A 23,963-nucleotide genomic window follows, 5' to 3' on the forward strand; every position below is an offset into this window, starting at 1 on the left:
TATAATGAATCAAAAATTAGATTTTATGTCTGTGAATCAGATAGAATGTGTTGAAGTTAAGGAAGATTATGCGAAGTGCATCGTTCATGTCACCGAAGCTTCTATGAATTATTATGGTTATGTTCATGGTGGTCTTTATTTTGGTCTGGCAGATTCAACAGCAGGTTATACCGCGAGCAGTCGTGGTGAAAATTATGTGACATTGAATGCTAATATCAATTATATGTCTGGAATTCAATCTGGGACCATTACATGTATTGGTACGGTATTAAGTCGAACCCGTAAAACCTGTGTTGTTGATATCAAAATATATAACGATAGTGATGAATTGTGTGATACCGGTACGTTTACGATGTACCATATAAACTAAGGAGTATCCTATGAAGGTTATTTTTCATTTAAATCAAATTGATCGATTAAATCACTGTGTCGCAAATATTCGAAATTTAAACGTAAAACCCGTTGAAACAATAGAACTGTTAATCAATGGCGATGCCATTAAGATTTTAATAGCAGACGATCAAAGTTTAATTAAACAGTTATTAGACCAGCAGATTGATGTTGTTGCATGTCAAAATTCATTAAATGCACATCAGATTGATTCTGATCAATTACTGGACGACATACGCATCGTTTCTACTGGCGTTTATGAACTCATTGAAAAACAACACGAAGGTTATGCCTATATTAAACCTTAATTTCATAAAAAAAGACCAAATACACTAATATCGGTCTTTTTTTATTATTTATATACAACTTCGTATAATGTATATTATGTAATATTTGGATTAATAAATAATGGCTTGATTTCTTGAGTTCTCACATCGACATAACCTTTATCGGATATTTTTAAGCTTGGTGATACGATTAAGCCTAAAACCGAAAAGCTCATTAATTCATTTTGAGCCTCATAACCCAATGTTCTTAAGTCATGTCTTATCTGTGATACATCAAGTGCGAGAGATTCCATTGATTGTGTAGAGACAATGCCACCATACGATAAAGGAACGAAATGAATGTTCTTGTTGATGATGGAAACAATACCACCTTGCTTATCAATTAAGTGATTTACAGCATTGACCATATCTTGTACATCCGTTCCCATAACGAGTATGTTGTGATGATCATGGGTCCAAGAAGTAGCAACTGCCCCCTTCTCTGTAAAACCATTATCGGTAAAACCAATTGCAATTGGAGTTTGATGTCCATAGCGTTCAATTACCGCAATCATTGTGAGTCCCGCATCCTGCCACTGTAAGACCCCTTCCCTCACAGGAATGGATTGAATTTGTTCTTCGGTAAATGTATTGGTAACTTCACGGTGCATAATTCTTATTGTTGCTTCGTCACCTTTAATTTTTGAAATTGAAGATACAATATCTGCTTCAGTAATCGGATTTCGCTTGATAGTATTAAATATTGAGTCATCATCGAAAAGAAAGTGTTCATACTCAAGATTTTGGACGTTAATCCCTTTTTTATATACGGATTGGATCGCAAAAGCATCTAAATCATCAAGGATTATAAAGTCTGCCAGTTTTCCAGGAGATAAAACACCTCGATCATTCAGTTGCATCCGCTGTGATGGGACTAGCGTTGCTGCATAAATTGCATCTTCTGCGCGCATCCCATATTTGATGCACAATTGAATAAGATGGTTCATATGTCCTTTGTGAATTAAGTCATCGGGCATAACATCATCGGTTACTAAACAGAAGCTTCCGTGGAGCTTATACTCACAAAGCGTCGCGATTGTTTCCCTACTGAGTGATTTTTCCTGCATTTGAACTAAAACGCCCATACGTGTACGTTCAAGGATTGATTCTGGAGTTTGCAATGTATGATCTGAACCAATCCCTCGCTGAATAAAACGTGATAATTCAAGCCCTGTTATTCTTGGAATATGGCCTTCAATTGGTGATCCAGGTTTGCATTTTTTAAACGTTTCAATAATTCTACGAGTCATGGTATCTTCATCAGAAATGACATCTTTGAAATTCATAATCTCACCCAATGCAATCACTTTAGGGTGTTTACAGAGCGTTCTAATCGCTGATTCATCAATAATTCCACCTGTAGTCTCTAGAAATGGGTTTGTGGATGGAACGGAAGAAGGAATCGCATAAAAGATATCAAGGTTCGTATCGATGTCCATAAAATCAATCAACCCTTCGGTTCCAAACACATTACCAATTTCATGTGCATCCGCTACAAGAGTCGTTGTACCCATTGGAAGCACGGTGTTTGAGAACTCATTTGGATTTGTCATGGAACTTTCAATATGCATGTGAATATCGATAAGACCGGGAATAATCCATTTGCCTTCTACATTAATTTCATGATCCGGATTGATTTTTGCCTCCCCAATATGGTAAATCATTGAATCTTGAATGTAGAAGTCTCCTTTTTCAAATTGTCGTTGTGCCGTGTTGTAAAGGAAAGCACCTGTAAATTTTGTAATCATTATTGGTTCATCAAACGATTGTAACGGTCAATCCACTCGGGCATTAGAGGATTCATTACTTCGTAATTTAGTGTTTTCGCATTTTCAGCGATAGGTCCATAGGTTTTGTTTAATGCAACCTCGTCATTAAGCACAACATTTTTATTAACAGGCGCCTCATTCAGTGTTGCAGCAGTTTTCTCTTGTAGCACTTGACTTAAACGCCAATCAACAAATTTGTAGGCAAGCTCTTTATTTTTTGAGTTCTTATTAATTTCAATGGTATTAAAGTTTGCATAGGTACCAGATTCTGGGAATACAAGTTCAGCCGTTGGTACAGATTTCTTTATGACATCAAAACCAAAATCACCCACAACAGCAACATCGATTTCTCCAGTACTCATCATGACAGAGAGATCTGAGGATTTTTTATAAGTCTTTTTAATATTTGGTTTCAACGCTTCTAGCCCTTCAAATGCTCTCTCACCGTTATCACTGCTTAAATCGCCTCCACTGTAATCATTTGCCATTTGAATCATTGCAGGACCAAATGTAGAAGCAATTTCAGGGATTGCTACTTTTCCAACAAGATCTTCACGCCATAAGTCTTTCCATGATGCGATTGGCTCCTTAACAGTTTCAGTATTATAAACGATACCAATACTATTTATTGTATAAGGTACACCATAACCACGTCGTGTTACTTCTTGAGCTGCATCAATGAGGGCTGATCCATTTTCCAATTTATTAAGGTCTATTTTCTCAAATAAATCCGCTTGATAACCATCATCTGCTGCTTTTTGTGATAACTCAATAACATCAATGTTACTGTTGTCCCCACTACTGAATTTCGCAAAACGTTCTGAAGTACTACCGCTGTCTAAAACAATCTTTACATTATGCATTTCTTCAAACGGTTTAAAAACCTCATTTCTTAAGACTTCTTCACTGAGTCCCCATGAGGATACAACTAATTCTTGAGTCTCTTTTTTTTGAGAACATCCACTTACCATTAATAATACAAGCGCTAATGCAATTTTCTTTTTCATATTTTCCTCCTAAATAAAGACAATTGATTCTGGATCTATTCTAAACGATACGACTGAATGAATCTGAAGTTTTTCTTGTGTGCATAATTTAAATGCACCACATTCAGTCTCTAATTGATATTGATAACAACTCCCTAGGTATGCAACAGAACTAATGAGTCCTGACATTTCATTAATTCCCGAACCGAGCATGAGGTCTGAAGGTCTAATACCAAACGATTTTGACGACGCATAATCTTTTGAAGCAATGAGACCTTGTCCATTATTTAAAAACTTGAAATCTTCGATTGGTTTTATGTTTTCAAATCCAACAAATTCCGCCACATAATGTGTTTGAGGACTTGAATAAATCACTTCAGGTGTGTCCAGTTGTTCAATTTTACCGTTATTCATAATTGCAACACGATCACTTATCGCAAAACACTCATCTTGATCATGGGTCACAAATACAGTAGTAATCTTCAGTTCTTGTTGTATTCGTCGTATTTCCTCCCGCATTTGAATCCTAAGTTGAGCATCAAGATTACTCAAGGGCTCATCAAGCAGTAATAACTTCGGCTTAATAACAAGGGCTCGGGCGAGTGCAACACGCTGTTGCTGGCCTCCGGATAATTGACCTGGATAACGATCGAGCAGTTCTGTTAAACCGCAAATACGGGCCATTCCTTCAACCTCACTTGCAATCATGCCACGATTTACCTTTCGTTGTTTTAACCCAAAGGCAATATTTTCACGAATGCTTAAATGAGGAAATAACGCATAACTTTGAAACACCATTCCAAAATCTCGTTCATTTGTTTTAACCTCATTCATTCTTTTATCTTCTACATAAAATGTTCCCGTCCGAATTGCATTAAATCCTGCAATGGTACGTAACGTTGTAGATTTACCGCACCCTGATGGTCCAAGTAGAGATAAAAGTTCCCCTTCTCTTATCTCTAAATCTAAATCTTGAAGCACATTGTGTTTGCCATCATAAGAAACACTAATTTGATCTAATACCGCAAAATTCATTAAACATTCGCTCCTTTTTTACTCAATCCTTTGTCCATGACAAACATCAGTACCATTGTAAATGCCATAAGAATAACAGATAATGCACTCACTACTGGATCAAAATTATACTCAATATGATTCATGAGCGCCCCAGGTAATGTATTCATTCCCGGACCTTTTAGAAACATCGAAACGGGTAAATTATTAAACGAATTAATAAATCCCATGATGCTTGCCGATACTAATGCATCTTTGTTATTTGGAAGTACAACTTTCACAAAGCCTTCCAATTGACCACAGCCCAATACAACAGCTGCCTCATGAATGCTTAAGTCAAATTCATGAAGTGAGGCACAAATTATTCGAATCGTATAAGGAAATACAATCAACATATGACCAATAATTAAAGCGATATTCAAACTCAAATGAAGCTGAATCACTAAGTATTGAAAAAGTGCATAAGCGAGTACAATTGAAGGTATTAATGATGGTGCGAGAAAAATTGAGTTAATTCGCTCACTCCACTTCCCTTTATTCACCACGAGTGCATACGATGCTGGAATTGCAATCACCATACATAAAATCGTAGCCAATACAGATATTTTCAAACTTAATACAAAACTTTCCATAAATACTTGAGATTGAAACACTTTAGAGAACCAAGTTAACGTAAATCCTTGAATTGGAAATTGAATAATCGGAGCTTCTCCAAAAGCTGTCACCGTGATGATTATCAAAGGAATTCCAATAAAACTTATCGCAAGATAAGCAATGCAATCGAGAAAACGACTTTTATTCATGAGACATCCCCCTTTGATCAACTTTATGACTTAAGTAGGTCATTAATTTCATAATGCCTGCAGAAAGAAGAATCATGATAAATGCGAAGACACTTGCCGATTGCCAATTCATGAGATCATTGGACTGCTGATACAAAAGCGTAGAAAGCATCATATTCTTGTTTCCACCAAGTAATGATGGTGTAACATAGGCACTTATTGTTCCGGTGAAAACAAGTACCGAACCCAAGACAATTCCTGGGAATGTGAGTGGCAATACAATTTCTTTAAATATTGCACCACTTTTCGCACCTAAAGTCTGTGCGGCTTCGACTAATTTCCCATCAACCTTCGATAAAACGGAGACCAACGTATTAACCATAACGGGAAGAAATAAATAAACAGATCCAATGATAATTGAAAACTCTGTATACATAAATCCTATCGGTTCTTGGATCAAATTACAATTTAAGAGTGTTTGATTCAAAAAACCGTTCTTACCGAGAATCGTAATCCAGGCAAACCCACGAATTACTGCGTTTGTAAATAAGGGAAATAACACGAGTGCCATGGTTAATTTCCGACGCAATTCAGATCCGGTTACGATAAAATAGGCTGTTGGAAATCCCAATACAAGGCATATCAATGTCGTAACCAAACCAATACGGATGGTCCGTATCAAAATACTTTGATAAAACGGATCCGTAAGGACAGATGTATAGTTTGTAAATGTAATACCATTATTGATGAATGTGGGCATAATGGTAATCACAAGTGGAATTATCATAAAAACAACGACGAGTAATAATCCCGGAAAAAGATACACCGAATTTTTAAAACGTTTCATGAACGCCTCCTAACAAAATAAAAGCTTTCTATCAACATAATGATAGAAAGCTAAAAAACACTTTCTATCATAGTCTGATATTTACGGTATCAGGTAGAAACGTGTCCCCTTATTAGACACATATATGATAAAAAAGATTCTATTTTAATATAAAAAAAGTTTTTACCAATAGGAAAAAGAACTTTTCCTATCGTAGTCCGATCTTTTCATTGGTATCGGCTAGAAACTATCACTCCATATTAGTGATGATATACGATTCGTAAAAACATGGATATTATAGCATGTCACTTTATTTAATCAAGTGAATTTTGAAAAATAAAAAAAACAAGATTATGATATCTTGTTATTGTATTTGTCTGCTGAGTTGATTCAGTTTCAATAAATAGGACTCTAAATCATGATTTTGATAAGCATGAAGCATCTGTTCAATCCCCTTTGGATTTAGATGGACCAAAGCAACAATCGTGTTATGCTCATCATAACCAACAATCGCTTCGCCCTCCTCGGTATTCTCCCATTTCCGTTCGACGCGTGCACAAAATGTAGCGAAAACATCTTGAGCCTTCATCGCAAAAAATTCACGGTCTTTGATATACGATTGTACAGTATCCCTAGGTACATAGTATGCATCCACAAGGACCAAATCATCCATATAAATGGGATACTCATGACCATTAATTAATTTGAATTCGATTGCTTGCGTGTACTCTAAAGCCTCTTCAGTCTCATTGATTAAGTCTTCATTTTCAGATAAAAGACGCAGCTCGAGTGCTTTCTTAAAATAAGACTCTGCGAGCGTAAATTCATTCATTTCAAGCAAACACTTACCCCGTTCATGATAGATTCGATCTAAAACATGTGGAATTTCATCCAAATGTTCATGGGTTTCAAGTGAATCAAAGAGTTCAATCGCAATTTCATAATATTTCAAACATTTTAAAATTATTGCCTTATCAATGAGATTCATGAGCTGAATTTCATTATGGGGCGTCCCATAAGCATAATCAATACACTTTTCCGTATAGTAAAGCGCATCTTTATACTGATGATTAAGGCGGTAAAGGTATGATAGGTTAGAGTTTAAGGTATATCGTTCGGTTACATTTAAATCCGCAACGAAAATACGTTCCCCTTCCCGAATAAGCGTTACAACCGAATCGGGATTATAGGCTTGTTCGCGTAAATTTTGAAGTGGATCGTAGAGTACATAACCTTTTATAACACGAACCGCATCACAAAATTCTATAAAATTCATAGATCCTCCTTTTAGAAAAGCACCAGAAATCTGGTGCTTAAATTATTTTAACTGTTCAAGAACCGACGTTCCATATTCAGTCGGCTTTGCATCAAAGTTATCCACGATTGTTGCACCTAAATCAGAGAACGTATTATTTTTTTTCAAGAGACCTTTTCCTTCTAAAGATGGTGAGTAATAAAGTACAGGTACTTCTTCACGAGTATGGTCTGAACCTGTGTGCGTTGGATCATTTCCGTGATCAGCCGTTATAATGAGTAAATCACGATCACCAATATATTGAAGGAGCGTTCCAAGTTGAACATCAAATGCTTCTAAAGCCTTTCCATAACCAATTGGATCGCGACGATGACCATACATTGCATCAAAATCTACAAGATTCACAAACATAAATCCGTTGAACTTATGATCTCGAGTAATACGAATTGTTTCTTCCATTCCGTGCTCATTACTCTTGGTTCGATAAGCTTCGGTAATACCTTCTCCATCAAAAATATCTGCAATTTTTCCGACACTAATCACATCATTACCATTCTCTTTTAACGAGTCAAGTGCCGTTTTTCCAAATGGTTTTAAAGCATAGTCGTGACGGTTTGAAGTACGTTTAAATGCGCCTTTACCCTCACCAACAAATGGGCGAGCAATAACACGACCTACTTTCCATTCATCTTTCATGGTTAACTCACGGGCGATTTCACAGCATCGATAAAGTTCATCTAGACCAAACACCTCTTCGTGTGCTGCAATTTGAAGCACTGAATCCGCTGAAGTATAGACGATCATTTTCTTTGTCGCCATGTGCTCTTCACCCAACTCGTCCAATATTTCAGTTCCGCTTGCTGCCTTATTTCCAATAATGCCATAACCGGTACGCTTTTCAAGCTCATCTAAGAGTTCTTTAGGGAATCCTGTCTCGGTAAACGTGATAAAAGGATTTTCAATATAAAGACCCATCATTTCCCAATGTCCTGTCATCGTATCCTTACCATTAGAAGCTTCAATCATTTTTGTATAGTATGCTTGAGGTTCCTCAACTTGAGATACACCTTTAATATTATGTAAATTACCAAGACCAAGTTTTTCTAAATTTGGCATGTTAAGCCCATCCATTGCCTCTGCAATATGGCCTAACGTATCTGTGCCAACATCACCAAACTTCGCTGCATCATGTGCTGCACCGGCACCAACTGAGTCCATTACTACTGTAATAATTCGATCAAATTTCTTCATCTCTATTCCCTCCTTGATTCGAAAAACCACCTTTTAAATACTGATCATACTCTCGCTTCAATGTCTTCTTATTTACGTGAGTATAAATCTGGGTTGTTGAGATATCTTGATGACCGAGGAGTTCTTGAATAATACGCAAGTCTACGCCTGTGTCTAAGATAGCTGTTGCGAAACTATGTCGCAAAGTATGCGCTGAAATCGGAGTTGTAATTCCCATTTCTTTACATCTAGATTTTATCATAGAATCGATATATTGTCTTGAGATTCCCTTGCCTTTTGCGTTAATAAATATTCGATCTGATGATTGAATCAGCCACTGCGGCCTAATGTCATTCAGATAATCATTCAGACTATCAATTGCATCTTCTGATAAGGGAATCATCCGCTCCTTGTTCCCTTTCCCAAGAATTCGCAACCACTGTTGGTCAATATAAACGTGTGAAAACTCTAAATGAACACACTCCGATACACGTAGACCACATCGATAAAGGAGCATTAAAATCGCATAATCCAAATAATCTTTACCGGTAACACGATCAAAAGAAAAAAGCTTTCGGATTACATCCTCCGATACACTGAGTGGAATGCGTGAACCTTTATTTTTGACCGAAATAAAAGCTGTCGGATCATGGTGAAGCTGACCACTATTGAGTAGATATTGATGAAATTGCCGAATTACGACGATCTTATGCTGAAGTGTTGAAGCCGCATAGTCATCGTGAATACGATCAATATACTTTCGAATTATTTCCGCATCAACCTCTTGTAAAGATGTCAAACCGTCGCTTTCTAGATAATCAATATAGTGGTTTAAATCATTTTGATAGGACGTGACGGTTAAAGCAGCTTTAGGATCAATATATTGAAGATAATGTATAAAATCATTCGCTTGGCTTTTCATAAGCTGCCTCCTTTAAAACTGAACGAGTCGTTTTAAAAAGATTTTGATTGAGCTGTTTATTTAACCGATGAATAATGTCATTGACCGTAACTTCCTCCAAATCATCAAAAATATTCAGTTGCTCTATGATTTCATCTTTGGGCATTAAATTGGTCATGGTGACAGAAATAAATGATACACCGCCAAGACCATCAAATTCATCGTACAAGCTCATCAAACGCTCAAATAATAAATTTTGATCACTTGTGTATTCATCAAATGTAAATGAACGTGTGGCGGTTTTGAAATCATCAAGTCGAATTGAAAAAGATACGGTCTTCCCTACTACATTTTGAAGTTCCATACGCCGGATAACTTCAGCCAGTTCGTTTAAAATTGCATTTCGAATTTCATCGAGATCAGACATAGCATCTTTAAAAGTTTTTGATTGACCAATTGACTTCATCGTTACATCAGTATCAATCTTTGAATGATCATATCCATTTGCTTTTTGAACAAAATTGTGAGCATTAATTCCCAAAATATTTTTTAAATGGTCTGCATTCTGATTCGCAAGATCACCAATGGATTCAATACCTATTTTTTTTAATCGAGGAACTGTTTTATTCCCAATTCCATGCATGAGTTCAATGGGTAAAGGCCACAATTTTTGTGGCACTTCGCGAATTCTTAAAACCGTGATGCCTCGTGGCTTCTGCATATCACTCGCCATTTTAGCTAAGAATTTATTGGGTGCAACGCCGATTGAAATCGGAAGTTTTAATTCATCCCAAACTTTTTGTTGGATTTCAACTGCAAGATCGAGTGGTTTCTCATAGTTTTTAATTACTTCCGTCATATCAACATAACATTCATCGATACTAGCGGGTTGCATTAGGCTTGAATAACTGCGGATAAGATTCATAAACTTAACCGATAAATCTTGATAGAGTTCAAAATCTACTTCAATAACCACTAAATTGGGACATAACCGCTTGGCATGAGCCAGCGGCATAGCCGATTTCACTCCAAATGAACGTGCTTCATAAGAGGCAGTTGTAATCACGGATCCTCTGTGGTTACTGCATACGACTACCGGTTTTCCATACAAACTTGCATCCGCAATTAAATGAGCACTGGCATAAAACGCATTGATATCAATATGAAAGATTACTTGTGCCATCGTAAGTGTTGCCCTTCTTTAAGAAGTTCTTTGGCAGAATATAGAGCGGCTTCCGTGACATTTCCTGACATGATGAGTGCCATTTGATGAATCCGGTCATCTTCAGTAATTTCTTGAATATCCGTGACAATTTCATCATTGACTTCATTTTTAGAAATCAAGAAATGATGATCTGCACAAGCTGCAACTGCAGCGAGATGCGAAATCGTCAAAACTTGAGATGTTTGAGAAATTTTACTCATTTTAGAACCAATTTTGAGCGCAACTCGACCACTAACTCCCGTATCGATTTCATCGAAAATAAGTGTAGATACGCCATAAATTGAACTGAAAATCGTTTTTAAACCCAACATTAAGCGAGAAAGTTCTCCACCACTTGCTACACGCTCTAATGGAGAAGGTTGAATCCCTTTATTCATCGATACAAGAAAATGTGCAGTCTCCGCACCATCTAACGTTAAACTTGAGTTTTTAAGGTCAATTACAAATTGCGCATTTTCCAACAAGAGATCATCAAGTTGTGCAATCACTGCAGCTTCTAGATCCGCTTTAGCTTTAAAACGTGATTGTGATAAATATTGCGCTGCTTCACTCAATTGAAGCTGTACGGCTCTCAATTCATTCTCTAAATCAATCTTAAAATCATCAAAATGTTCTGCTTGCTCAATCTGTTGAATCAATGCTTCTTGTTTTTTTAATACACCATCGATTGAACCATATTTCCGAATTAATTGATCATATTGATAGACACGATCTTGTAGACGATTAAATTCATACTCATCAAAAACCAAACCACTGTTATATCGTACCAACTCATCTCGAAGATCTTCAGCTTCAAAATAAACATTTTTAAACCGCTCTTGAAGCGTTTCATCTCGAAGGACATCAATACGATCTAAAAACTCATAGAGTTTCCCTACAACACCCTCGTCACCATCCAAAATATCCTCTAATGCGTTCGTAAATGTTTTTGTTTTCTCAAAATTGGACAACATTTCTAAATCTTGTTTTGTTTGATGGTAATCATCAAGACTCGGATTGAGATCATTAATCTCATTAAGCTGAAAATTTGCGAATTCAATCTCATCGGGATTAATATTACTGTTTTCAAGATTGTTTAAGCGTGCTTCAGTGGCTTGATAGAGATGAAACAATTCTTGATACTGTGAACGAACTGTTTCATTTTGAGCAAACTCATCCAGTAGTTTCAAGTGATTCTTCGGGTTTAAAAGATATTGCGTTTCATGCTGTGAATGAATATCGAGAACACCATCCAAGCATGCCTTCACCGTCGACAAGTTAACGACACGATGATTAATTCTACAAATACTGCGTCCTTCCAAATTCATCTCTCTCGAAATGACTGCATATTCATCCGCATCATCATACAAATCAAAATCTTTAAGTTTATTGGTAAGATTCTGTGCTTTTTCAAGATTAAAAGCGACCTCGACACGAGCACTTTTCCCATTTTTGCCAACTACCGAAGCGCTACTTCGTTGTCCCGAAACGAAATTTAACGCATCGACCAATAGAGACTTACCCGCTCCCGTCTCACCTGTGAAAACATTAAAATGATCTGAAAAATCCACCGAAATATGGTGAATCAGTACAAAATTGTCAATCGTCAAATGAGTTAGCATGGTATTCCTCCTTTACTACTGAAAATAATCAAAAACATTATTAATATGTATTTTTTGAGATGATTTCGCATCTTTTGAAGTTTTATTTAAATGAATACATGAAACATGTAAATCGATGCACTCATTATTTGCACCACGCTGATAAAGGCTTTGAAGAACATTCTGATAAAGAATGCTTTTCGTACTTTCAACATCGTAGACTACAATTTTAAGGTTGCATCTAATTATTTCTTCTAATAGAGTAGGATCCACATACATAATTTCAGTACAATTAATTAATCCTATATCCAAGTCGTTGGATTGAATTCGTTGTTTAAGTGCATTAATAGAGGGTCCAAAAGAAAGAATTACCCCAGAGCTATCAAATGAAAAATCATGTTCAAGATGCCATCCCTTTACTGGTTTTAATTCGGTATTCGGGGCAACATACTCAAGACCTGACGGAATTCTGATCACACTAATTTGAGGTTCTTGGATTACCCGTTCTAAAATTGAAATCGTATCTACAATTGATTTTCCCATATACACTTTAAAATGTGTAAGATTTGCAAAGATTCCTATATCAAAAATTCCTTGACGATACGTATCACCTTCTGGATTAAGTCCAGAATCATTTACAATAATTGTAATGGGACATTGTTTGATTGAAAATTGATTACGTAGTTGCATCACAATACCTTCAAGCTGGGAGGCATGAATTGATATAAGGACATGTTTTCCTTCACGAACAAGTCCATGTGCTATCGAGATTAAGGCTTGTGTTGATCCGGACGTCGTCATAAAGTGATCTGGTCGTGTAAGCGCAAATGTTGGCAAATAATCCTTAAGTTTATAGGCATCCGAAAGCACATATAAATCGGGGTCATCTTGCGCAATATCTGTTAGTTGATAATCAATCGCTTCTAGATAAGTATGATAATTTTCCGCACGGTCATGATCAGTTTTAAAAGTTGGAAATTCAAGTTTCCGTTGTTTTTTATTTTTTAAACGCGTCTGCACATGGATAACATGCGGACCTTTATATTTTTTTGACAATTCAAATACTCGGATTAACTCCTTGAGATTTTGACCATCGATTGGCCCTTGATAATCCACCCCAAATTGCTTAAAAATAGTTGGTTCTAAGACAGTTTCTTTGACTGCATCCCTTATCTTTGTCAGTGTGGCAAGTATGGGTCTACTGATTGGATTTGAATCTAAAATCGATTTAACATCTTTTTTTAGACCCGTATACGTTTTGCTAATACGAATTGACTTAATTAACGCATCCATCGAGGTATAATGTCTTAAAAGCGACTGCTGTTCATCAATTAAAATGATGGTTAAATTTGGCTTAAAACGACTAATTTGAACCAATGATTCGTACGTAATACCGTAATTCAATGCGTAGTCATTCAGAACAATTACATTATGAACATCCGGATTTTCAATAGCATAAGCCAAGGCAACTCCCAACCCTTCACCTGGCTTTCCACCACTATAACGATCCATCGTATTTTGATCATCAAGGTACATCGAACCTGAATTTCGAAGCATCAACTCCTGTGATCTGCCTGTAAGTATTTTATGTACCATTACCTGCTTGCCACCATCAAAAATTACGTTATCACAAGTCAGATCAAATACATGATGGAGCGCAAGAGTGGTTTCAAGAACATTGATATTTTCAATAATAGTATCCACTTCATATCGCGTTTTAGACGCAAGAAAAACAGCGATTTCATCACTGAGTTTTTCTAATTCATCAACGGTTAAAGATTTAATATCATACGATTTGCTAAATTGTTCAAACAAGAGACGTGCCTCCTATAATTCGCGACTCATCATTTCATCAATAATCTGTTTCAGATTTCCATTTTCAATATTCATTTTTCTTAATAAATCTTTAATACTTGAAAAATACGATTCCGTTAAGGTGCGAGCTTGTTCAAGACCCAATAAACTCACAACAGTTGTTTTATCGCGTTCTGCATCGCTTTGATTGCTCTTCCCGATTTCCTCTGAAGATTTTGTAACTTCAAGAAGATCATCTTGGAATTGAAAAGCAACGCCCAAGGATAAGCCCAACTCATGAGCTAATTTTTGGTACGCATCCTGCCCTGCAATTACGGCTGCCATTTCAAATGCCGCTGCAAATAAGCAACCGGTTTTAAGATTGTAGCACGCAACGAGATCATCAATATGCTGGATTTGATCATCGATATCCAATTCTTGACCTAAAATCATCCCATTACTTCCAGCATTACGCGCTAGAATTTCAAAACACTTTCCGAGAACATCCGCATCTAAAGACGCCTGTGACAAAGCTGTAAAAGCCCCTGTCAAAAGTGCATCTCCTGCAAGAATTGCAACACCTTCACCAAACACTTTGTGATTGGTTGGTTTAAAACGTCGCATATCATCATCATCCATCGCAGGAAGATCATCGTGTACTAAAGAATAGGTATGAACCATTTCAAGTGCACATGCAGGATATAGACCAATTTGGTAATCACAACCAAAATCTTGAAGCATGGCCAATAAGAGTTGAGGTCTTAAACGCTTTCCTCCACTCATTAGTGAGTACGACATGGCTTCTTTAACAACAGAGGTCTCGGGGTAATACGCTAAAATTGTTAATAATTGTTTATCGATGTCTTTAATCATTTTGTTCCCCTTGATGTTTTTGAACTAAAGCTTTAACTTGGTTTTCATATCCGCTTAAACGTTCTTGACATTGCTTGGATAAATTCAAACCTTCTTCAAAGAGAACAATTGCTTGATCCAAGGGAAGACTGTCTTTTTCCAACTCATTTGCAATTTCCGCAAGACGCGCCATTGCAATTTCAAAATTAAAATCTTTATTCATCTTTAGACTCCTTACTGATGACCTGTGTCACCACAAATCCATCTTTAAATTCTAACTGAATGTGATCGTTAAGATTCAGTGCATCAACACTTAAAACATGCGTATCGTTCTTACGTGGAATCACATACCCTTGGTTAAGATTTCGTTGAATTACCTCCAAGGGTGAACGATACTTAAGTGACTTAAGTATATCGTTTAAACGCTCTTTTTTCAAGTTTAAGTCCCGCTCCACAAGTGACTGAAAGCGACCATTATATTGTTGAATCATGAGCTGATTTTGTTTAATGTTACGTTCAATATATTGCGAATAGAAGACATATCGATTTTCCATCATATTGAACTTTTGTAATGATTGATTCAATTTCTGTTGAATTGTAGTGGTACTTAAACTCATAAACTGGTTAATCGCATGGTTTGAATTATTTTGTTTTATCTGCAACGAATTTTCCATTCGATTCGTAAACAGTGTAAGCATCCGCTTTGATTCATCAAATAAAGTTTGTTGATGTGTAATTCGGACTGTCAACGTATCTAACTTTTGTTGTTTGCGTTCGACTAAAAGAATTGGATCTTTTAATGCACTGCCTTGAATCAAGGATGTAAAGTCACCCATCCGTCTAAGATACTTATTTCGAACTGCAAGATAATACTGGTTTTTATAATCACGAATCATGGTGTTCATCTCGACCCAATTCGGTGTTGCAGCAACGGCTGCAGCAGTGGGTGTCGCAGCACGATAATCTGCAACAAAATCTGATAATGTAACATCACTTTCATGACCAATACCTGAAATAATTGGAATTTCACTAGAGAAGATTGCTTCAACAACTTCGGGTGTATTAAATGCCCATAGGTCTTCAATCGATCCCCCACCCCGACCTAAAATGATGGTATCGATATTTTGAAGATGTGCTGTTTTGATTTGTTGAACCAAACTGTTAGAGGCATGCTCCCCTTGTACATAAGCCAAGAGATCAATTTGTTGTGCCAGTGGCCAACGCTCTTGAAGTGTACGGGATATATCGGCATAAGCGGCGCTGTTCTCCCCTACAATAACGCCGATACGTTGAGGATACTTAGGAATTGGCTTTCGATGCTTGGGATCAAAATAACCTCGATTTTCAAAATCTTTTTTTAATTTCTCAAACTGGATATACAAATCACCCAAACCATCTAAATTCATACGATCTGCATAAATTTGCACCGTACCGGTATCCGTGTACACTTCACAGCGACCAAAAATAACAACCTTATCACCGTCTTTTGGCTTAAATAAAACTTTACTTGCACTGCGACGGAACATAGCGCACGTAACTCTACTTTTATCATCCTTTAGGGAAAAATAAAAATGCCCACTATGATGTGCTTTAAAATTCGAAAGCTCACCGACTAATGCGACATTCTTAAAAGAAGGATGTTGATCAATAACACCTTTTAATTCATGAACAAATTCTGTAACCGTAATTACATCCTGAGTTATCATAGTGCATCAATGACTCCATTAATTAATTTATAAGACTCTTCATCTGAAAAATCTTTAGCGAGATTAACCGCTTCATTAACAATAACAACTTTATCTTGATAACCGAGTTCCAATTCAGCACAAGCCATTAAAAGAATTGCTTGTTCAATAAAACCGAGACGGTCAAAACGCCATTTCGTTAAATAATGATCGATTGCTCGCGAATAAATATCTTTTCGTGCTTCGACATTCATCACAACTTGAAGCATCTCATCTTGCAAATTAAAATCTTGAATAAACGTCCCTACTTCTGAAACAAAACGATTATCCTCAAGAACTTCTTGCATAGTTTGCTCTCTTAAGAGATGAATATAGATTGCTGACATTGCATTTTGTCGTTCGTTATATCGCGACATTACCATAAAAAAACCTCCACAGTAAAAGAAGCAGAATCCTGCTTCTAATTAAACTTAAATCCGACAACATTAATATTAATTGATGTATTACTGAAATCAACCATCAATTCAATGTTGCGTTGCAAATCATTTTGTAATGCACGACATACACGTTCAACATCTTTACCATATTTAACGCGTACTTTAAGGTCTACATTAACGTGACCATTTTCGTTTGAAACGATCAATGATTTTTTTCCTGATCCATCTTCAAAAAAGATAGCATCATTTTCATTCACTGTAATCTGAACAATATGATTAATAACATTGTTCGAAATTGCAATTTGACCAAGACCAGTCTTCTCATTTTGAATTAAGACATATTCATTTGACATATTTATCACCTACTAAACTAATTATAACAGAAAAAAAATCTAAACAAAAGAAAGAACTCAAAAGGTTTACGAATTATCACTGAACCCGTGTTAAATCGACATTTTCTCCTCTATGCGCTGGGTGCGTCCCAGTGATATAGCATAAGGTTCTTCTTCCGCTTTGCATAGAATTGTAAAACAATCACATTTCGAAATTGCGTCATAGACTGCAGTCGTTTTAAATTCAACTAAACATGATGTAATAATTTCAAGATAAGCTTCAAAATTTTGTCTGAAATAGTGATCGTAGAGCTCTTGGCTAATGGGACAAGATGATGCGAATGCTTGATAATGCCATTCATTGGTTGTGAATTTTAGTGTTTCAATGGCTTCACGTTCATTATAACGGTTGTTATTACTTTGAATGCGATATTGATGCAATTTTTTATTAAAATCAAAATCAGTATTTAACGAAATGCTTAACATACCGTTTTGCGGATTTACATCGATCGCCATTGCGTAAAATTCCATGGCTGCATTATCAATGATAAAATGTCTCATATTTTCTTCAAGAAATGAAGCCGTTTCTTTTTTAATATTAGTAATAGCTGTTCGCTTACTTACAACCATGTTCCCCACCTCCTCTTAATAAGACTCAAAGTTATTTCGTAATCCCTTGGGATAACGATTGTTCCCTTTCTTACCATCACCTTTAACAAAACCCAGAACATGTCCTTTATAGGTAACACAATGCATGCCTTTAAACGGTGTCCTTACAGGGTGCCCGTATAAGTAGCGGTATGCAGATTCTAGGTCCAGTTCAAGATGTTCAAATGCATCGGTAAAATTTAACGCTTGCGCAAGTGTATGGCTGTATTCAATTCGATTTTTCTTGATTTCCCCCATAAAAACACCATCTCGGGTTATATGAAGTGGTTCTTCAAGAAAACCTCGATGTCTCAGCCCATAGAGCTTGCCAGCACGTTCTTTAATATTACCGACAAGGGTTCGATCAAAGCAGTCAAAGGGTGTGGGCTTATGTTTCCCAAACTTTAATTGATGACGTTCTTTATTGGATTTAGATACTCGAATTCGAGCTATAAAATGTCCTTCACCATTTTTTGATGGAAAATAGCGCGAAACCATATTTCCCAAACCAAGATAACCATCGTTTTTTTCTGGAAGATCAACAACCTCTAACCGACATTCTGGATGTTCTTCCAGAAAAGAAAGAATCACATGTTCGTTTTCATGAAAATTCAAGGTGCATGTCGAATATACGATAACACCACCATCAATACATGCGGTAAAAGCATTCTCAAGTAAATGTTTTTGTAGCACGCTAAAACGTAACGCTTCGCTTTTTTTATATTCAAGCGCAAAATCAGGGGTACGGCGATAGAGGCCTTCACCACTACATGGCGCATCCAATAAAACCTTATCAAATGTATTCGCAAGTATGTGCACAAGATCATCCGTATCCATCTGGGTCACAACACCCCGCTCTGATCCCCAACGATCGTAATTGTGCTGAAGTTTGATATTGCGCTTTGAGTCAATTTCATTACTGATTAGAAATCCGGTCGTCAATGTACTGAGAATTTGCGTCGTTTTTCCTCCTGGTGCTGCACATAAATCTAAAACAATATCATGAGGTTCTACATGAAGCGCTGTAACCGGTGTCGTTGCGGTTGGATCTTGAATGTAATAACAACCGGCATGACTTAGTGGATGTGTTACCGTCTTCGCATAGTCATCCGGAATAAGGATTTGGTGATTGATTAAGGATTCGGTTCCACTAAACGGTAAGGTACACGGCTTTAAAGGGTTCAATCGTAAACCATGTACAGAATCCATCTGATACGCTTCAATTATTTTTTGAAACTGTGCCTCACCAAAAGATTCGATGAGCATCTCTTTATAATCAGCGGTCAATTTCATCTAAAATTAATCTCGCTTCTTTTACATCGCAATGCATTTGTGTCACAAGTGCATCAATTGATTCAAATTTTAATTCATCACGTAGTCGCTTCACAAAAGATTGTTTGATCACTTCACCATAAATATCCTCATCAAAATCAAGAATATAAGTCTCAAGGGATAGGTGTTCAGTCGTATTAAATGTTGGATTATGACCAATATTAATAACAGATTGATAGGTTTTCCCTTTAACTTCTACAAACCCAGCATAAACGCCTTGCTTCGGTATTACATATTCATCGACAACATCCATGTTCGCCGTTGGAAAGCCAATCTCACGGCCACGATGTTGACCGCCTACTACAAATCCACTAATCGCATACAAACGTCCTAATAAGTCATTAGCTTGTTCGACATCACCATTTAAAATTGCTTGCGTTATGGCTGTTGTACCAATTTTTTGCTCATTAACATGGTCCAATGGAACAACGTGGGTATCAAAGTAATAGTGACCCATCTCATTTAAGTCTTCAACGGTTCCCACACCACGATAACCAAATTTATAATCTGCACCACAAATTAAGGTCTTAACATTGAGTGGAACGAGAATTTTCTCAATAAATTCAAGGGGTGAAAGTTTTGATAAATCTTTTGTAAACTCTATCGTAATCAGATAATCAATACCTAATGATTCCGCAATACGTACCTTTTCCTTGATCGGTGTTAAATGTTTAACATGTGATTTATTATGAAGAACGGTCCATGGATCGGGATCGAAGGTAATCAGCGCAGTCTCATAATTGAATTGTTGTGCGATGTTTTTTGCTTCATTAATTAATATTTGATGCCCTCGATGCAATCCATCAAAATAACCAATACACGCTGCAAGTTGATGGTTATTACGGTGAAGTTGTAAATAGTCTCGTATTGTAATTTGCTTCATTACCAAAGTCCTCTTACTGATTTAAATGTTGTATCATGTTCACGCTCATAGACAGCATAATATGCTCCTGTATCGATAAGCACTTGATCTTCAACAATATCTAATTTAAGTCTCTTTCCATTTTTAACATAATCCTCCATGCGAGGATTAACAATCTTAGGCAGTGCAATTGTATCTTTAACCGATATCAACTCAACTTCGGGTGTTAATGCTTCTAATGTTATAGCATCTTCAAGTCTATACGGTCCGACTTGTTCACGTTCCAAAGCAGACATCGTTCCCAAAGTCCCTAATAAAACACCGATATCTTCACAAAGCGTACGTATATATGTACCACTGGACACAAAAGCTCTAAACTCAATTTCATCCCCTTCAATGGCAATAAGTTCTAATTTATAAATTGTTATATCTGTATAAAGTTGTTTCACTTCTTCATCGTTAAATACATACTCGTATGATTTTTTTCCATTTATTTTTTTTGCTGAAACTTTAGGAACACGTTGTGTTTGAGGTCCCGTTAACGTTTCAAAACATGCTAATACGTTTGTTTCAGAAACTTCAGGGATATCCGCATGTTCTTCGACATCTCCCCAAACATCTCCAGTCGATGTTCGTAATCCTAATTTACACTTACCGCGATACGTTTTATCGTTCAACCCTAAATAAGGAAGTGCTTTAGTTGCTTGATTCACGGCTAACACTAAAACACCGGTAGCCATTGGGTCCAACGTCCCGCTGTGGCCTACTTTAACTTTTAATAATTTTCGTACTTTCGCTACCACATCAAATGATGTCATTTCTTGTGGTTTATTAATACATAAGATACCGTCCATAAGAACCTCATTTCTACCTATAAATTATATAGGTTTTTCACAATTAGTCAAAAGCAAACTTGACTTAATTTCACTGAGTGATATGATAAGTCTATTAAAAGACAATATTAGAGGTAGCGATGCAGATAAGTATGTATTGGAGCTTGCAGGCTTTGAAGATACAAAAAGGCAACCATCGCCGAACGGTAAAAACCGCAAATTTTTACTGTGGGGTTATAGGAAATACCTATAACACTCCTTCCTTAGTGAAGTGGAGCTAGACTATCCTTATTTCAATATGGACCTCTAGCGTGGGTCTTTTTTTGTTTATTTTAGGAGGAGACATGTTATGCAGAGCAAAAACATGAAAAAAGTATTACTTATATTTTTCGTTCTACTAACCATTACCGGTTGTACGAACTCGTCACAGCGACAGGATGATTTAGTCGTTGGAATGGAATGCAATTATGCCCCATTTAATTGGACACAGTCGATAGAAACTGAATTTACAGAACCTTTATCAGATGGACATAGCTATTGTGATGGTTATGATGTTCAAATGGCACGTCACATCGCGAACGAACTCAATCGCAATCTTGTAATCAAAGAACACGCAGTATTTAAAGGTCTATTGGAATCCGCAAAAGTTGGAGACATTGATCTCATTATTGCTGGGATGACCAATACAGAAGAACGTCGTCAAGAAGTTGACTTCACCGATGTTTATTATACAAGTGAGATGGTTTTAGTTACTAAAAAAGACAGTCCTTATGCAAATGCAACCGCATTAAGCGATTTTTCCGGAGCGCATGTTTCAGCACAAATTGGAACCATGCATGATCAGCTTGTAGATCAAATTCCATCAGTTAATCATGGTGTTCCCCTTGAGTCCTTTCCTTTCTTAACAACCGCCGTTAATAATAATGCCATTGATGCATTTGTATCTGAAAAACCCGTTGCACTTGCGATTACAAGCAGTAATCCAAACTTAGCGATTGTTGAGTTTGAAGGTAATAACGGATTTATCGTCGATGCAGAGGAAGTAACTGTTTCAATTGGGCTTGCTAAAGGTAATGACAAGCTTCTTGATGACGTTAACGCTGCATTAAGTAAACTATCACCTGAACAACGTGACGCCATGATGTCCGAAGCCATTAAGCGACAACCAAGTTCGAGTGAAGACCAAACTAAATTAATGCCATCTGGATTCTTTGCCGGTGTTGGATTCCTTATTCAAAACAACTGGAAATTATTTTTAAATGGATTGGGAATTACCCTCTTAATTGCCTTGACTGGGACAACATTCGGTTTGATTATTGGTCTTGTTATTGCAGGGCTTCGTCAAATTAAAATCAGCGAGCGCGATAAAGGGATTACCCGTCTTTTAAAACGCTTAATGAATGTTATTGTCACAGCCTATGTTCAATATTTACGTGGAACTCCAATGATGGTTCAAGGAATCTTAATCTATTATGGTTTACGTGGTTTAGAAGTTGCCATCTCCCCTCTTACAGCAGGGATCATCATTATTTCGATTAATACCTCTGCTTATATGTCTGAAATCATTCGTGCAGGAATTCAAGCGATTGATAAAGGGCAAAATGAAGCTGCACGTTCACTTGGCATGACTGAGGCACAAACATTACGCTATGTTATCTTACCGCAAGCCATTCGTAATGCAATCCCTGCAATTGGGAATGAATTTGTTGTAAATATTAAAGATTCTTCGGTATTAAATGTGATTACAGTATCAGAATTGTTCTTCCAAGGTAACCGTTTAACCGGTATCTATTACCGACAAATGGAGCCATTCTTTATTGTTTCGCTTATCTACCTTGTCCTAACAATATGCTCAACTCAAATCTTAAATATGATTGAAAAACGAATGGATGCACCAAAAGGGAGTTATCCTGCATCAGTAACCCATAAAGTTCAATTCGATAAAAAAGAAGGAGGTAATTAACAATGAGTTTCTTATCCATATCACATTTAAATAAATCATTTGGTGAATTGCAAGTTTTGAAAGACATCAATCTTGAAATAAAAAAAGGTGAAGTTGTTTCGTGTATTGGTTCAAGTGGTAGTGGTAAATCAACACTTTTACGTTGTATTAACCTTCTTGAAACGTTTGACAACGGAACAATCACGTTTAACAATGAAGATGTAACGGATCATGGAATGGATATTAATCAATACCGTTCACAAGTTGGTATGATCTTTCAGTCATTTAATCTTTTTAACAATAAATCTGTATTAGAAAATTGTACGCTTGCCCCGATTAAAGTATTAAAAGTGGATCCAAAAGAAGCAGAGGCAGAAGCCATTAAAAATCTTGAACGCGTTGGCATGGTTGAGTTTAAAGACCAAAGCGTTAAACAGCTTTCTGGAGGTCAAAAACAGCGTATTGCGATTGCGCGTGCATTATGTATGAAACCCGAATTTCTCCTCTTAGACGAGCCCACATCAGCCCTAGACCCTGAAATGGTCGGAGATGTACTTGAAGTGATTAAAAGCTTAGCCAAAGAAGGCTATACCATGTTTATTGTTACTCATGAAATGGATTTTGCTCGAGAAGTCAGTGACCGCATCTTATTCATGGATAGCGGAATTATTTTGGAAGAAGGATCCCCTGAGGAATTATTCTTGAATCCTAAGGAGGAGCGTACGAAACAGTTCTTAACGCGATTCATGAAAGTATGATTAAACCCCAAAAAAACGGCAAGTAAATGCCGTTTTTTTATACTCCCATAAAAAAAGCTTGGATTTATAGTCCAAGCCTTTTTCTTTTATCAAATCTCAACCGCACCACTTTTACTTTTATTAAAGTCTATCTCATAGGCCGTTTTGAAGTCAAATATTTTTCGCGGCATTGAGTTAATTTTGAAGCAAATATCATCAAGATAT

Annotated in this window: 24 protein-coding genes, 1 pseudogene and 3 riboswitches; of the genes and pseudogenes, 4 read left to right on the forward strand and 21 right to left on the reverse strand. The window is 36.6% G+C overall.

What is annotated here, in order from left to right:
* Window positions 1-4 precede the first annotated feature (4 nt).
* Together EPJ89_RS04735 and EPJ89_RS04740 are read left to right on the forward strand one after the other, a co-directional pair.
* Complete coding sequence (locus EPJ89_RS04735; RefSeq protein WP_200542420.1) at window positions 5-370, forward strand: PaaI family thioesterase; 366 nt, start codon at window positions 5-7, stop codon at window positions 368-370.
* Between the two features lie 10 nt (window positions 371-380).
* Complete coding sequence (locus tag EPJ89_RS04740) at window positions 381-698, forward strand: DsrE family protein (protein ID WP_161636445.1); 318 nt, start codon at window positions 381-383, stop codon at window positions 696-698.
* 74 nt (window positions 699-772) lie between these two features.
* On the opposite strand, the gene EPJ89_RS04745 is transcribed toward EPJ89_RS04740, so the two are convergent.
* The 20 genes from EPJ89_RS04745 to truB form a co-directional block, all read right to left on the reverse strand.
* Window positions 773-2,464, reverse strand: a complete 1,692-nt coding sequence (locus EPJ89_RS04745) for an adenine deaminase C-terminal domain-containing protein (protein ID WP_200549115.1) — start codon at window positions 2,462-2,464, stop codon at window positions 773-775.
* Complete coding sequence (locus EPJ89_RS04750) at window positions 2,464-3,492, reverse strand: ABC transporter substrate-binding protein (protein WP_161636443.1); 1,029 nt, start codon at window positions 3,490-3,492, stop codon at window positions 2,464-2,466. Before EPJ89_RS04750 ends, EPJ89_RS04745 begins: the two co-directional genes overlap by 1 nt.
* A gap of 9 nt (window positions 3,493-3,501) precedes the next feature.
* On the reverse strand, window positions 3,502-4,506 hold the full coding sequence (locus tag EPJ89_RS04755; protein ID WP_161636442.1) for an ABC transporter ATP-binding protein: 1,005 nt from the start codon (window positions 4,504-4,506) through the stop codon (window positions 3,502-3,504).
* Window positions 4,506-5,288 (reverse strand): ABC transporter permease, encoded by a 783-nt coding sequence (locus EPJ89_RS04760; RefSeq protein WP_200549117.1) that lies wholly within the window; start codon window positions 5,286-5,288, stop codon window positions 4,506-4,508. Before EPJ89_RS04760 ends, EPJ89_RS04755 begins: the two co-directional genes overlap by 1 nt.
* Window positions 5,281-6,114 carry an ABC transporter permease gene (locus EPJ89_RS04765; RefSeq protein WP_200549119.1) on the reverse strand — a complete coding sequence of 278 codons (834 nt, stop codon included), beginning with the start codon at window positions 6,112-6,114 and terminating at the stop codon, window positions 5,281-5,283. The genes EPJ89_RS04760 and EPJ89_RS04765 overlap by 8 nt, the downstream gene beginning before the upstream one ends.
* A gap of 50 nt (window positions 6,115-6,164) precedes the next feature.
* A riboswitch (purine riboswitch) is annotated at window positions 6,165-6,262 on the reverse strand.
* A 25-nt stretch (window positions 6,263-6,287) separates the two neighbouring features.
* Window positions 6,288-6,390: riboswitch (purine riboswitch) on the reverse strand.
* A 67-nt stretch (window positions 6,391-6,457) separates the two neighbouring features.
* Window positions 6,458-7,369, reverse strand: coding sequence for a tetratricopeptide repeat protein (locus EPJ89_RS04770; protein WP_200549121.1), 912 nt, complete (start codon window positions 7,367-7,369; stop codon window positions 6,458-6,460).
* Between the two features lie 42 nt (window positions 7,370-7,411).
* Window positions 7,412-8,599, reverse strand: a complete 1,188-nt coding sequence (locus EPJ89_RS04775) for a phosphopentomutase (RefSeq protein ID WP_161636438.1) — start codon at window positions 8,597-8,599, stop codon at window positions 7,412-7,414.
* Window positions 8,586-9,500: a tyrosine-type recombinase/integrase gene (locus EPJ89_RS04780; protein ID WP_161636437.1), complete on the reverse strand. Its 915-nt coding sequence runs from the start codon at window positions 9,498-9,500 to the stop codon at window positions 8,586-8,588. The genes EPJ89_RS04775 and EPJ89_RS04780 overlap by 14 nt, the downstream gene beginning before the upstream one ends.
* Entirely contained in the window at window positions 9,481-10,662 is a 1,182-nt protein-coding gene (gene dinB, locus EPJ89_RS04785; RefSeq protein ID WP_161636436.1) for a DNA polymerase IV, read from the reverse strand. The genes EPJ89_RS04780 and dinB overlap by 20 nt, the downstream gene beginning before the upstream one ends.
* Window positions 10,650-12,305: a DNA repair protein RecN gene (gene recN / locus EPJ89_RS04790; RefSeq protein ID WP_200549123.1), complete on the reverse strand. Its 1,656-nt coding sequence runs from the start codon at window positions 12,303-12,305 to the stop codon at window positions 10,650-10,652. The genes dinB and recN overlap by 13 nt, the downstream gene beginning before the upstream one ends.
* A 15-nt stretch (window positions 12,306-12,320) precedes the next feature.
* On the reverse strand, window positions 12,321-14,099 hold the full coding sequence (locus EPJ89_RS04795) for a 1-deoxy-D-xylulose-5-phosphate synthase N-terminal domain-containing protein (RefSeq protein ID WP_200549124.1): 1,779 nt from the start codon (window positions 14,097-14,099) through the stop codon (window positions 12,321-12,323).
* 12 nt (window positions 14,100-14,111) lie between these two features.
* Window positions 14,112-14,951 carry a polyprenyl synthetase family protein gene (locus tag EPJ89_RS04800; RefSeq protein ID WP_200549125.1) on the reverse strand — a complete coding sequence of 280 codons (840 nt, stop codon included), beginning with the start codon at window positions 14,949-14,951 and terminating at the stop codon, window positions 14,112-14,114.
* Window positions 14,944-15,153 carry an exodeoxyribonuclease VII small subunit gene (xseB, locus tag EPJ89_RS04805; protein ID WP_123171450.1) on the reverse strand — a complete coding sequence of 70 codons (210 nt, stop codon included), beginning with the start codon at window positions 15,151-15,153 and terminating at the stop codon, window positions 14,944-14,946. Before xseB ends, EPJ89_RS04800 begins: the two co-directional genes overlap by 8 nt.
* On the reverse strand, window positions 15,146-16,636 hold the full coding sequence (gene xseA, locus EPJ89_RS04810; RefSeq protein WP_200549126.1) for an exodeoxyribonuclease VII large subunit: 1,491 nt from the start codon (window positions 16,634-16,636) through the stop codon (window positions 15,146-15,148). The genes xseB and xseA overlap by 8 nt, the downstream gene beginning before the upstream one ends.
* On the reverse strand, window positions 16,633-17,031 hold the full coding sequence (locus tag EPJ89_RS04815) for a transcription antitermination protein NusB (RefSeq protein ID WP_228410241.1): 399 nt from the start codon (window positions 17,029-17,031) through the stop codon (window positions 16,633-16,635). The genes xseA and EPJ89_RS04815 overlap by 4 nt, the downstream gene beginning before the upstream one ends.
* Before the next feature lie 44 nt (window positions 17,032-17,075).
* A complete protein-coding gene (locus EPJ89_RS04820) occupies window positions 17,076-17,405 on the reverse strand; it encodes an Asp23/Gls24 family envelope stress response protein (RefSeq protein WP_003773701.1) in 330 nt (109 codons plus the stop codon).
* A 90-nt stretch (window positions 17,406-17,495) separates the two neighbouring features.
* Entirely contained in the window at window positions 17,496-18,014 is a 519-nt protein-coding gene (locus EPJ89_RS04825; protein ID WP_125164484.1) for a DUF4303 domain-containing protein, read from the reverse strand.
* Window positions 18,015-18,029: 15 nt separating this feature from the next.
* Complete coding sequence (locus tag EPJ89_RS04830) at window positions 18,030-19,325, reverse strand: RsmF rRNA methyltransferase first C-terminal domain-containing protein (protein WP_200549127.1); 1,296 nt, start codon at window positions 19,323-19,325, stop codon at window positions 18,030-18,032.
* Entirely contained in the window at window positions 19,309-20,247 is a 939-nt protein-coding gene (locus EPJ89_RS04835; RefSeq protein WP_161636429.1) for a bifunctional riboflavin kinase/FAD synthetase, read from the reverse strand. The genes EPJ89_RS04830 and EPJ89_RS04835 overlap by 17 nt, the downstream gene beginning before the upstream one ends.
* Window positions 20,247-21,080, reverse strand: coding sequence for a tRNA pseudouridine(55) synthase TruB (truB, locus tag EPJ89_RS04840; RefSeq protein WP_200549128.1), 834 nt, complete (start codon window positions 21,078-21,080; stop codon window positions 20,247-20,249). The genes EPJ89_RS04835 and truB overlap by 1 nt, the downstream gene beginning before the upstream one ends.
* 100 nt (window positions 21,081-21,180) lie before the next feature.
* Window positions 21,181-21,347: riboswitch (Lysine riboswitch) on the forward strand.
* 61 nt (window positions 21,348-21,408) lie between these two features.
* Here truB and EPJ89_RS08880 point away from each other — a divergent pair.
* Entirely contained in the window at window positions 21,409-23,022 is a 1,614-nt protein-coding gene (locus tag EPJ89_RS08880) for an ABC transporter permease subunit (RefSeq protein WP_200549129.1), read from the forward strand.
* 2 nt (window positions 23,023-23,024) lie between these two features.
* Window positions 23,025-23,759 (forward strand): amino acid ABC transporter ATP-binding protein, encoded by a 735-nt coding sequence (locus EPJ89_RS04850; protein ID WP_125164479.1) that lies wholly within the window; start codon window positions 23,025-23,027, stop codon window positions 23,757-23,759.
* 89 nt (window positions 23,760-23,848) lie between these two features.
* On the opposite strand, the pseudogene EPJ89_RS04855 reads toward EPJ89_RS04850, so the two are convergent.
* A pseudogene (locus EPJ89_RS04855) lies at window positions 23,849-23,963 on the reverse strand (IS30 family transposase); the annotation flags it as partial.

This window comes from Erysipelothrix sp. strain 2 (EsS2-6-Brazil), from assembly GCF_016617625.1.
In the GTDB taxonomy this organism is placed as follows: domain Bacteria; phylum Bacillota_I; class Bacilli_A; order Erysipelotrichales; family Erysipelotrichaceae; genus Erysipelothrix; species Erysipelothrix piscisicarius.